Genomic DNA, 11,907 nt, shown 5'->3' on the forward strand with positions numbered 1-11,907 from the left:
GCGCTGAACGGCGGGGCGGCATTTGGTGATTCGAGACAAGCTTACGCCCGATGCCGGAGGCCCCGGCGCGGGCTAGAGGCGTGCGGCGATGGCGTCGCCGACGGCACTGGTGCTGCGTGCGGTTCCGTCGCGCTTTTCGACGTCGGCAACCACCGCGGCTTCGATCCTGCGGGCGGCGTCCATGTAGCCCAGGTGGTCCAGCAGGAGGACCGCGGAGAGGATCGCCGCGGTGGGGTCTGCCTTGCCCTGGCCGGCGATGTCCGGCGCGGAACCATGGACCGGTTCGAACATGGACGGTGCGGTGCGGTCCATGTTGATGTTGCCGGAGGCGGCCAGGCCGATGCCGCCGGTGATGGCCGCGGCGAGGTCGGTGATGATGTCGCCAAAGAGGTTGTCGGTCACGATGACATCGAATCGGGACGGATCCGTGACCATGAAGATTGTGGCGGCGTCCACGTGCAGGTAATCGTGGGTGACCTCTGGGAATTCCTGCGCCACGGCCTCGACGGTCCGCTTCCACAGGTGTCCGGCGAAGACCAGGACGTTGTGCTTGTGGACCAGGGTGACATGCTTGCGCTCCCGCGCGCTGGCACGGCGGAAGGCGTCGCGGACCACGCGCTCCACGCCATGGGCAGTGTTCAGCGAGACTTCGGTGGCAACCTCGTGCGGGGTTCCTGCGCGCAGGGTGCCGCCGTTGCCTACGTAGGGACCTTCGGTTCCTTCGCGCACCACGATGAAGTCGATGGTGCCGGGGTTGGCAAGCGGGCTGCCAACGGTGCCGTAGAGCCGCGAAGGCCGCAGGTTGACGTAGTGGTCCAGGCTGAACCGGAGCTTGAGAAGCAGTTCACGCTCGATGATTCCGGAGGGGATGCGGGTGTCCCCGGGCGCTGCCCCCACTGCACCGAAGAGGATGGCGTCGCGGGTCTTCAGGTCAGCCAGAACGTGGTCCGGGAGCGTTTCGCCAGTGCGAAGCCAGTGCTCGGCACCGAGTTCGTAATGCGTGGGCTTGAGCTCCACACCCTCCGCCGCGACGGCCTTTTCCAGGACTTTGAGGGCTTCGGCAATGACCTCGGGGCCGATGCCGTCGCCGGGAATTACTGCAAGATCGATGGAGGATGCGCTCATGCTTTCAGGGTAGCCAAGGCATCCATATGCTGGTCAAACCGTCTCAGCTTTTGGACAGGAGCGCACCCTCCGTCTGTTTCCGCGCTGGACCTACTCCGCAGGTTCCTCGAACTTGGGGAAAACGGGACTGGGAGCGGGCAGCGCGGTTCCCGGAACGACAGGAGTGCCGATTGCGCTGAACTGGCGGGCATCGCCTTCTGCCTGTCCCAGTGCGTCCAGGAGCCTGGCCGTGGCGTTGGGCATGACCGGCTGGGCCAGGATGGCCACGATCCGCAGCACCTCCAGGGTTACGTACAGCACGGTGTTCATGCGTTCGACGTCGGTCTTCCGCAGGACCCAGGGCGCCTGCTCGGCGAAGTAGGCGTTGGTGTGGTGCAGTACTGCCCAGATGGCTTCCAGGGCGCGGCTGAATTCCTGCTTGTCGAAGGCGGCGCGGGCGGCCTCGAGCAACCCGTTCGCCTGCGCCAGGATGGCGGTGTCCGCCGCAGTGAACTCCCCCGGGGCGGGCACGGCCGCGCCGCAGTTCTTGGCCACCATGGACAGGGAGCGCTGGGCCAGGTTGCCGAAGTTGTTGGCCAGGTCTGAGTTCATGCGGCCCACGATGGCCTCGTGGTTGTAGCTGCCGTCTGCCCCGAACGGCACCTCGCGCAGGAAGAAGAACCGCACCTGGTCCAGGCCGTAGCGGGCCACGAAGTCCGCCGGTGCCACCACGTTGCCCAGGGACTTGGACATCTTGACCCCGTTGTTGTGCAGGAACCCGTGGATCATGACCCGCTTGGGCAGCTCAAGGCCGGCGCTCATCAGGAAGGCGGGCCAGTAGATGGCGTGGAACCGGGAGATGTCCTTGCCGATGATGTGGACGTCCGCAGGCCAGTACTTCCGGAACTGCTCCGATTCGGTGTCAGGGTAGCCGACGCCGGTGAGGTAGTTGGTGAGCGCATCCACCCACACGTACATGACGTGCTTGTCGTTCCCGGGAACAGGGACGCCCCAGTCGAAGGTGGTCCGGCTGATGGACAGGTCCTCGAGGCCGCGCTTGACGAAGCTGATGACCTCGTTGAACCGGTACTGCGGGGCACCGAATTCGGGGTGGGACTCGTAGAGGGCCAGCAGCTTGTCCTGGTAGGCGGACAGCCGGAAGAAGTAGCTCTCCTCGGCCGTCCACGTCACCTCGGTGTCCGTCTCTTTCGAGTAGCGCACGCCGTCGTCCTTGACCACGGTGTCGTCCTCGCCGTAGAAGGCCTCGTCCCGTACGGAGTACCAGCCCTCGTACTTGGACAGGTAGATGTCGCCGTTGGCTTCCATCTTCTTCCAGATGGCCTGGGACGCCGCGTAGTGGTCCTCGTCCGTGGTGCGGATGAAGCGGTCGTAGCTGATGCCCAGGGCAGCATGCGCGGCCTTGTAGACCTCGGCATTCCGGTTCACCAGGTCCTTGGGGGTGATGCCTTCCTTTTCGGCGGTCTGGGCTATCTTCATGCCGTGTTCGTCCGTGCCGGTCAGGAACATCACGTCATAGCCGTCCAGGCGCTTGAAGCGCGCCATGGCGTCGGTGGCAATGTACTCGTAGGCGTGCCCGATGTGCGGCACGCCGTTGGGGTAGGTGATGGCCGTGGTGATGTAGAACGGCGTTTTCTCTGAAGCTGTCACGGTCGGACGGTTACCTTCGGTACGGAGGAGTGGGCTAGATCAGTTCTGTCAGGGTATCGCTGAGCCGGACCAGTTCGTGGTCGTGCGAGGCCACCAGCACGGCGATGCCGTCATTGGTGGTGTCCTTGAGGATGCTGATGATGCGGTTGGCGGAGGCGCGGTCCAGGCTGGCGGTGGGCTCATCCACCACCAGGACACGGGTGCCCAGGATCAGGGCGCGGGCGATCGCCACGCGCTGGCGTTCACCGCCGGACAGCTGCGCGGGACGGTGCCGCATGCGCCGGCCCAGGCCCACCAGGTCAAGGAGGTCTTTGGCCATGTCGCGCCGCTGGTCCACCTCGCCGTCGGGAACAGCGGGCAGGAGGACATTCTCGAGCGCGCTCATGCCGTCGATCAGGGCGCCGCCCTGGTCGACATAGCCGATCAGGGCACGACGGCGGTCGGCGATTTCGTCGTCGCCCATGCTTTCGAGGGAATCACCTTCCCAGAAGACACGGCCCGACGTCGGCAGGGTCAGTCCGGCGCCGACGGTCAGGATGCTGGTCTTGCCGGAGCCGCTTCGGCCGGCCACACAGTGCATCTCGCCGGCGTGCAGGGTCAGGTCGAAGCCTTCCACCACGCTCACGGCCTCGGCGCCGCCTTTTCCACCGCCATAGCGGATGGTGATGTCGCGCATCTCCAGCGGGGTGGCGTGGTCCGCCGACTTGACGATGGTGTTGGCCCGGGTCTGCAGGGGGACCTCATTGGAGCCGCTCCTGCGGCTGCGCTGGAGGTTCGTCGGGTTTGTCATTGGACCACTTTCGTTGCAATCGGTATCCAGCAAATAACAGCCACCAGGCCGGCCACGGCGGCCCAGATGGCCGCGTAGGGCGCCAGCAGCAGGCCGATGCCCAGGGCGCCCAGCACGCCCAGCGGCAGGGCCACGGTTCCCACCAGTGCGTTTTCAAACAAACGCACCTGGCGGAGCATGTCCGGGTTCCAGCCCATCGCCTGGAGGATGCCAAGGTACTGCCGCTTGGCATTGAGTTCGAAGCGGCCCGTCACCAGGGTCAGCACCAGTCCCACGGCCACGCCGGCAAGCGCCAGCAGGATGCTCGGCAGGGTCACGCTGGCCGCGGCCAGTCCGCTCAGGGCACTGGCACCTGCAGCCCGCGGGATGTCGATCAGCAGGGCGATCAGCCCGCCGACGGCGGCACCGAAGACGCCCACCGCCACCGCCAGGGACAGCGTGTTGAACTTGTTGGTGCTCAGCTGCCGGTTGGCGAAGGTAAGCGGCGAGTCCACCGGTATGAGCCGCTCGTCGTGCTGCGGCTCCTGGTCGATTTCGTCGCGGTGGCGCAGCTGCTGCGCCGCAAAGAGGGCCGCGCCGCAGTAAAGGACCAGGACGGCTACACACACCAGTGCGGTGGCAAGGCTCCAGCTCAGCAGGCTCAGCACGATGCCGGCGGCCGCGAGCAGCACCGCCCCGACGCCGAATTCCTCAAGCACCCAGCTGCGGATCCGCCGCTGGGTCCAGCCCATGGCCCGCAGGGTGCCGGCCTCGCTGCGGCGTTTCCGGATGTAGCTCACGGTGGAGGCACCGGTCAGCAGGGCCGCGCCGCACAACGTCAGGAACAGCAGCGTGACGTTGGTGCCGGACAGTGCTCCGGCCACCGCTTCCGCAGCGTTCTGCCGGACCCACGACTGCTGGACAGTGCCCAGCGCGGACTCTTTGCCGGCTCCATCCTTGGAGTAGCCGGGAACGAAAATGCTGGTGTCCTCGCGGGCCGAGCCGGCCACCACGGTGGCGTCCAGGCCCATGTCCCGGATCTGGGTGGCGAGCTTCTCCACCTCGGGCTGGGCGTCCTTCCAGCTGCCCGGCGCCTTGGCGCGGACGCGCACGGCGTCAATGACGGCAGCGTTCTGCTTGTAGCCGCGGGCTGCCGCCAGGCCGTAGTAGTCGGTGATGGCGCCGGCGGACTGGCTGGCCAGCCCGGTTGCGCTCAAGGAAGGTTTGAGGTCTGCCGCGGGAACGTCCTTGCCGGCGGCATCCTTGACCAAAGTGAAGGGCGTGGGGTCGTAGCCGCCCAGCGGGAGCTTGTTGACATCACCCGAGGCTGCCTCCACAGCGGCGGGATCGAACGTGCCGTACACCATGGGCAGCGGAGTTGCGGCCTGCTGCTGGCCGGTGGACAGGTTTTCCCGGTACGACCGCTCGTCCACCGGGTTCCGCTGGGTTTGGTCAACCGGCGCGCCGTTGGCAGCCTTCTCAGGAAGGCGGTTGACGGTGACCCATTCGCCGGGCACGGCGGTCTTGTCCACTGCGCCGTTGGCGGCGGTGCTGCCGTCCGTGTATTTGGGGGCGCCGGCGAAATCGGTGCTCCACTTGGCCGGGGTGTAAAGGCCCGGGTTGAAGTTTCCGTTGCTGCCCAGCAGGGAGGAGTGGTCCGTGGAGCCCGGCCAGGACAAAACGAAGGGGTCCTTGGACACGAAAGGCAGGTAGTCCTTGCCCAGGGACTTCGAAACGGTGCCGACGTCCTTGACTACCTTGCCGGCGTCGTCAATTTCCTCGATCTTGACGTTGTACTTCAAGTCCAGGGACGTGCCGGAGCGCACGATCAGCGGGACGGCCTGCGAGCCGCTGGTCAGCTGGCCCGTGCGCTTGGCCTGCTGGTACTGGGTCATCAGCGGAGCCCAGTACTTGAGCTTGACGCCCAGGAAGTCAGGTCCTTCCTTGAGCTGGTCCATGCTGATGCCGTTGGTGAAGAGCCCCTCCAGGTAGCGGCCCACGGCGCCTGCGTCACGGGCATCGGCGGGCGGGGCCTTCTCCAGCGGGGCCAGGAAGTCGCCGGCCGTGCCGAGCAGGGCCCTTTCGGCTGCAGGGTCTACCGCCACCACGGATTCGGTGACTTCGGGGGCCAGCGGCAGTGACACGGAAAGGTTGAAGAGGTTGTGCTCGGAGCCGCCGGCGGGAGCGGGGAACTTGATGCCGGTCTCCCCTGCCGCCGGGGCAATGCGGATGCTGCTGCCGCCCTGCGCCTTTTCCTCCACGAGCCGGGCCTTGCCCAGCGTGCCTTCGGCGGTGGTCTTGAAGAGGGTCTGCTCTGAGCTGCCGTCAGAGCTTACGGCGCTGGCAGTCAGCCGGTACTTCTTGGCGGCGTCGGTCAGGACGGATTCAGCGGCCGGCCACTTGTCCGGCGCGGTGGCACCCGCTGCCTGGTCCGCGGTGGCGGTGCCGGCCAGCCCGGCGTTGTAGCCGAGGTAGTCCATGGCGTCCAGCCGGGGCGTCTCCAGGTTCTGGGTGACACGCGAAACCAGGCTGATGGGGGCCGCCACGGAGGTGCCGGACAGCTTCCGGATGGAGTCCAGCTGGTCGAAACCGATGCCGCCGGCGCCGTTGGCGATCTCGGGCTGCAGGAGGGCACCGGAGGGCGCTTTCGCCTGGACCAGGATGTCGTAGAGCCCCCTCGAATGTTCATCAACCGTCCGGTTGAGCGCAGCCTGCGACTGGCTTTGGACGAGGACCGACAAGCACATGGCTGCGATCAAGATGGCCGCGGTCAACAGCAGCACCCTGCTTCTGATGAACCTCTGGACGGCGTTCATGGAACTCCCTGAAACCTGGATTGCGTGCGCACACTTCCATCCGCCCGAGGACGTGGACTATGACGGACGGATGTGCAAAAGGTATTGGCCGGCCTGCCGGCTCCGGTCCTGAATCAGGACCAAGCCATTGTAAGCAGACCGGCCAATCATACGTGGCTCCGCCTGGACGGGGCCCTGCGGAGGTGCGGCTACGGCGTTTCGGCCGGTGTGTCGCGTTAGTCTTCCAGGTCCACTTCCCGGACCATTTCGGCGCCGATGCCGGCCTTGATGGCGTCGAGCACCTGCTGGGGAACGGAGCTGTCGATGGTCAGCAGCGCCAGGACCTGGCCGCCCTCGTTGGAGCGGGCCACCTGCATGCCGGCGATGTTGATGTTGTTCATGCCCAGGATGTGGCCGATAGTGCCGATCACGCCGGGGCGGTCGGTGTAGGCAACCACCACCAGGTGCTCGCTGATGGGGATTTCCACCTCGAAGCCGTTGATGCCCACCAGCTTCTCGATCTGCTTGGGGCCGGTCAGGGTGCCGGCCACGGAGATCTGGCTGCCGTCGCTGAGGGCGCCGCGCAGGGTCAGGACGTTGCGGTAGGACTCGGTCTCCGGCGTGGTGATCAGGCGGACGTTGATGCCGCGCTGCTCGGCGATGACCGGGGCGTTGACGTAGGACACCTGCTCTGTCACGACGTCGGCGAAGATGCCCTTCAGCGCCGCCAGCTCCAGCACCTTGACGTCCAGGGACGAGATCTCGCCGGCCACCTCGACGTCGAACTGGGTCAGGGATGCGTGGGTCAGTGCCGTGAAGATGCGGCCCAGCTTCTCGATCAGCGGGATACCCGGGCGGACATCGGGGGCAATGACGCCGCCGGCAACGTTGACGGCGTCCGGCACCAGCTCGCCGGCAAGGGCCAGGCGGACCGACTTTGCCACGGAGACGCCGGCCTTTTCCTGCGCTTCATCCGTTGATGCGCCCAGGTGCGGGGTTACCACCACGTTGTCCAGCTTGAAGAACGGCAGGTCGGTGCTGGGCTCCTTGGCGAAGACGTCAACGCCGGCACCGGCGATTTCACCGTCCTGGAGGGCGGTGAAGAGGGCTTCCTCGTCCACCAGGCCGCCGCGGGCCACGTTGACCACGTAGGCGGTCTTCTTCATCTTCCTGAACGCGTCAGCGCCCAGCATGCCCACCGTCTCGGGTGTCTTGGGCATGTGGATGGTGATGAAATCGGACTGGGCCAGGAGTTCATCCAGGGTGACCAGCTGCACGCCCAGCTGCGCGGCGCGGGCGGAGGTGATGTAGGGATCGTAGGCCAGGATCTTGGTGTCGAAGCCCTTCAGGCGTGCTGCCACCAGGGCGCCGATGCGGCCCAGGCCGATGATGCCGATCTTCTTTTCGAACAGCTCGATGCCGGTGTACTTGGAGCGCTTCCATTCGCCGTCCTTGAGGGCGGCGCTGGCCTGCGGGATGTGGCGGGCCAGGCTCAGGATGTGGCCCACGGTGAGTTCGGCGGCGGACACGATGTTGGACGTGGGCGCGTTAACCACCATGACGCCGGCCTGCGTGGCGGCCTTGATGTCCACATTGTCCAGCCCCACGCCGGCGCGGGCGATGACCTTCAGGTTCTTGGCCGCAGCGATGGCTTCGGCATCAACCTGGGTGGCGGAGCGGACCAGGATGGCGTCTACGTCACTGATCGCCGAGAGCAGCTGGGAACGGTCGGCGCCGTCGGTCTGGCGGATCTCAAAGTCCGGGCCAAGGGCCTCGACGGTGGCGGGGGAAAGTTCTTCGGCGAGCAGTACTACGGGTTTTGACACGGCTGATCCTCTGCGTTGCAGTCCTGGGGATGGAACAAGTCTAGGCCGACGGAAAGGCCGGGCTCACATTGTTAAGTGTGAACCCGGCCTCACCGTTGCGGTCTGCGTGGTTGGGCTGGCAGCCTTAGCGGGCTGCGGAGCCTTCCACGTAGTCGACGTCCTGCTGCTGCCAGGAGAACAGGGAGCGCAGTTCGCGGCCAACAGCCTCAATGGGGTGCTGTTCTGCCTTGGCGCGCAGTTCCTTGAACTCCACGCCGCCGTTGTCCTGGTCCTCGATGAAGCGCTTGGCGAATGCACCGGACTGGATGTCGGCCAGGACGGCCTTCATGTTTTCCTTCACCTCCGGGGTGATTACGCGGGGGCCGGAGACGTAGTCGCCGTATTCCGCGGTGTCGGAGACGCTCCAGCGCTGCTTGGCGATGCCGCCTTCCCACATGAGGTCGACGATGAGCTTGAGCTCGTGCAGCACCTCGAAGTAGGCGATCTGCGGCTGGTAGCCGGCCTCGGTGAGGGTCTCGAAGCCATACTGAACCAGCTGGGAGACGCCGCCGCACAGCACGGCCTGCTCGCCGAAGAGGTCGGTTTCGGTCTCTTCGGTGAAGGTGGTCTTGATGACGCCGGCGCGGGTGCCGCCGATGGCCTTGGCGTAGGACTTGGCCAGCTCCCAGGCGTTGCCGGACGCGTCCTGCTCGACGGCGATGATGTCCGGGATGCCGCGGCCGGCCTCGAACTCTCGGCGAACGGTGTGGCCCGGAGCCTTCGGGGCCACCAGGATGACGTCAACGCCTTCCGGAGCCTGGATGTAGCCGAAGCGGATGTTGAAGCCGTGGGCGAAGGCCAGCGCCTTGCCGGGGGTCAGCTTGTCCTTGATGGAGTCGTTGTAGATCGAGCGCTGGTGCTGGTCCGGCGCCAGAATCATGATGACGTCGGCCCATTCGGCGGCGTCGGCAACGTTCTTGACCGTGAAGCCTGCATCCTGCGCCTTGGCGGTCGACTTGGAGCCGTCCTTCAGGGCGATGACGACCTCGACGCCGGAATCGCGCAGGTTGAGCGCGTGGGCGTGGCCCTGGGAACCGTAGCCAACAATGGCAACCTTGCGGCCCTGGATGATCGAAAGGTCGGCGTCGTCGTCGTAGAACATTTCAGTCACTTGCGTAACTCCTCTTGAGTGGTTGTAGATAGTGGTCTTGCGGTGCTGCGGTTACGGGCGCCAGTCCCGTCTCAGGCAGGTGCCTAAGCGGAGCGGAGCGCCCGGTCACTCATGGAGCGGGATCCCCGTCCAACGGCCAGGGTGCCGGACTGCACAATTTCGCGGATGCCGAAGGGCTCCAGCACTGAGAGCAGGGCTGTGAGCTTTTCGGGGTGGCCGGTGGCCTCAATGACGACGGAGTCGGTGGAGACGTCAACCACTGAGGCGCGGAACAGGTCTGCGGCCTGGGTCACCTGCAGGCGTGTTGCGGCATCCGCACGTACTTTGACCAGGATGTGGTCGCGCTGTACGGAAGATTCTGGGGTCAGCTCAACGATCTTGATCACGTTGATGAGTTTGTTGAGCTGCTTGGTGACCTGCTCTATGAGGTCGCCGTCAGCGTCGACCACCACGGTCATGCGGGATACGCCCGGCACTTCGGTGGGGCCAACGGCCAGGGAGTTGATGTTGAAGGCGCGGCGGGCGAAGAGGCTGGCCACGCGCGTCAGGACGCCGGGCTTGTCCTCAACCAGGACGGAGAGTGTGTGGCGGCTCATGCTCAGTCTTCCTCTTCCCATTCCGGGGTCATGTTGCGGGCAACCTGGATCTGGTCGTTGCTCACGCCGGCGGGCACCATTGGCCACACCATGGAGTTGGGGCTCACCACGAAGTCGATGACCACGGGGCGGTCGTTGATCTCGAGGGCCTTCTGGATGGTGGCGTCGATGTCCTCTTCGCGTTCGCAACGGAACGAGGCGCAGCCGTAGGCCTCCCCCAGCTTGACGAAGTCCGGGATGCGGACTGTGTCATGGCCGGTGTTGAGGTCGGTGTTGGAGTAGCGGCCCTCGTAGAAGAGGGTCTGCCACTGGCGCACCATTCCCAGCGAGGAGTTGTTGATGACAGCCACCTTGATGGGGATGTTGTTGATGGCGCAGGTAGCCAGTTCCTGGTTGGTCATCTGGAAGCAGCCGTCGCCGTCGATGGCCCAGACCACCCGGTCCGGTTCGCCCACCTTCGCGCCCATGGCCGCCGGGACGGCATACCCCATGGTGCCGGCGCCGCCGGAGTTCAGCCAGGCGTGGGGGCGTTCGTACTTGATGAACTGGGCGGCCCACATCTGGTGCTGGCCAACGCCGGCCACGTAGACGCCTTCGGGCCCGGTGAGGGCGCCGATCCGCTGGATGACCTTCTGGGGGGCGATGAGGCCGTCGTCCGGCTCCGTCCAGCCCAGCGGGTAGGTTTCCTTGAGGTTGTTCAGGAACGCCCACCAGGTGGTGAGGTCGGGGGTGCCTGAGGCCTCGAACTGGCCGCGCACGGCTTCGGTGAGTTCGGGGATGATCTCCTTGACGGATCCAACGATGGGCACGTCAGCGGTGCGGTTCTTGGAGATTTCGGCGGGGTCAATGTCCGCGTGGATGACCTTGGCGTTGGGCGCGAAGGTCTTCAGCACGCCGGTGACGCGGTCATCGAAGCGGGCGCCGAGGGTGATCAGCAGGTCGGACTGCTGCAGCGCGGTGACGGCGGAAACGGTGCCGTGCATGCCCGGCATGCCCATGTGTTGCGGATGGGAGTCCGGGAAGGCGCCCTTGGCCATCAGGGTTGTCACAACGGGCGCACCCGTTGCTTCGGCGAGGGCCAGCAGTTCGGCTGAGGCGTGTGCTTTGACCACGCCGCCGCCCACGTACAGCACGGGTTTGCGGGAAGCTGCGATCAGCTTGGCGGCCTCGCGCACCTGCTTGTTGTGGCCCCGGGTGACCGGCCGGTAGCCGGGCAGGTCGATCTTCGGCGGCCAGGAGAACGTCATCTGGCCCACCTGGGCATCCTTGGCAACGTCCACCAACACCGGCCCGGGACGGCCGGTGGAAGCCAGGTGGAAGGCTTCGGCCATCACGTGGGGGATGTCGTTGGGGTCGGTCACCAGGAAGGAGTGCTTGGTGATGGGCATGGTGATGCCCACGATGTCGGCTTCCTGGAAGGCGTCGGTGCCGATGACGCCGCTGGATACCTGGCCGGTGATGGCCACCAGGGGCACGGAGTCCATGTGGGCATCCATGATGGCGGTAACGAGGTTGGTGGCCCCGGGGCCGGAGGTGGCGATGCAGACGCCAACCCGCCCGGTGACCATGGCGTAGCCTTGCGCGGCGTGGCCGGCTCCCTGTTCGTGACGGACCAGCACGTGGTTCATGCTGGAGGCCATCAAGGGGTCGTAGGTGGGCAGGATCGCGCCACCGGGCAAACCGAAAATATCGTCGACGCCGAGTTCTTCGAGCGAGCGGACGATTGCTTGCGAGCCGGTCATCACCGTCGGGGGTACGACGTTGTTCGGCCCAAGGACAGGAGAGACGGCAGCAAGGTCGGCGACGACGGCGGCGTGGTCAGCCGTCCGGTCGGCGCGTTCCGGAGCCTTGGCGGCTCCAGCGGACTTGGTGGCCATCAGCGAGGGGCTGATGGGCGATCCTTTGCTCATCGGACTCTTCCTTGTGGATCTTCTGTGGTTTGTGGCTGGAGGAAATAAAAAAACCCCTCAGCCGGGTGGCTCTGTGAGGGGTTTCGCGC

The 11,907-nt window shown here is 65.9% G+C and carries 8 protein-coding genes; all 8 read right to left on the reverse strand.

What is annotated here, in order from left to right; translation table 11 throughout:
• Positions 1-72: 72 nt before the first annotated feature.
• The 8 genes from FBY33_RS17155 to FBY33_RS17190 all read right to left on the reverse strand — a co-directional run bounded on the left by FBY33_RS17155 (position 73) and on the right by FBY33_RS17190 (position 11,818).
• Positions 73-1,125 (reverse strand): 3-isopropylmalate dehydrogenase, encoded by a 1,053-nt coding sequence (locus FBY33_RS17155; protein WP_142031570.1) that lies wholly within the window; start codon positions 1,123-1,125, stop codon positions 73-75.
• Positions 1,126-1,215: 90 nt separating this feature from the next.
• Entirely contained in the window at positions 1,216-2,772 is a 1,557-nt protein-coding gene (gene metG / locus FBY33_RS17160; protein ID WP_142031571.1) for a methionine--tRNA ligase, read from the reverse strand.
• Positions 2,773-2,806: 34 nt separating this feature from the next.
• Entirely contained in the window at positions 2,807-3,562 is a 756-nt protein-coding gene (locus FBY33_RS17165; protein WP_056335262.1) for an ABC transporter ATP-binding protein, read from the reverse strand.
• The gene (locus FBY33_RS17170) at positions 3,559-6,357 is read right to left on the reverse strand and encodes an ABC transporter permease (RefSeq protein ID WP_142031572.1); all 2,799 of its coding nucleotides are present in this window, start codon (positions 6,355-6,357) and stop codon (positions 3,559-3,561) included. The genes FBY33_RS17165 and FBY33_RS17170 overlap by 4 nt, the downstream gene beginning before the upstream one ends.
• 215 nt (positions 6,358-6,572) lie before the next feature.
• Positions 6,573-8,162, reverse strand: coding sequence for a phosphoglycerate dehydrogenase (gene serA / locus FBY33_RS17175; protein ID WP_056335256.1), 1,590 nt, complete (start codon positions 8,160-8,162; stop codon positions 6,573-6,575).
• A gap of 124 nt (positions 8,163-8,286) precedes the next feature.
• Positions 8,287-9,312 (reverse strand): ketol-acid reductoisomerase, encoded by a 1,026-nt coding sequence (gene ilvC / locus FBY33_RS17180; RefSeq protein ID WP_110540980.1) that lies wholly within the window; start codon positions 9,310-9,312, stop codon positions 8,287-8,289.
• 83 nt (positions 9,313-9,395) lie between these two features.
• Positions 9,396-9,908: an acetolactate synthase small subunit gene (gene ilvN / locus FBY33_RS17185; protein ID WP_018768340.1), complete on the reverse strand. Its 513-nt coding sequence runs from the start codon at positions 9,906-9,908 to the stop codon at positions 9,396-9,398.
• Between the two features lie 2 nt (positions 9,909-9,910).
• Positions 9,911-11,818, reverse strand: coding sequence for an acetolactate synthase large subunit (locus FBY33_RS17190; RefSeq protein ID WP_142031573.1), 1,908 nt, complete (start codon positions 11,816-11,818; stop codon positions 9,911-9,913).
• Positions 11,819-11,907: the final 89 nt, after the last annotated feature.

Origin of the sequence: Arthrobacter sp. SLBN-112 (assembly GCF_006715225.1) — a bacterium.
Lineage (GTDB): Bacteria > Actinomycetota > Actinomycetes > Actinomycetales > Micrococcaceae > Arthrobacter.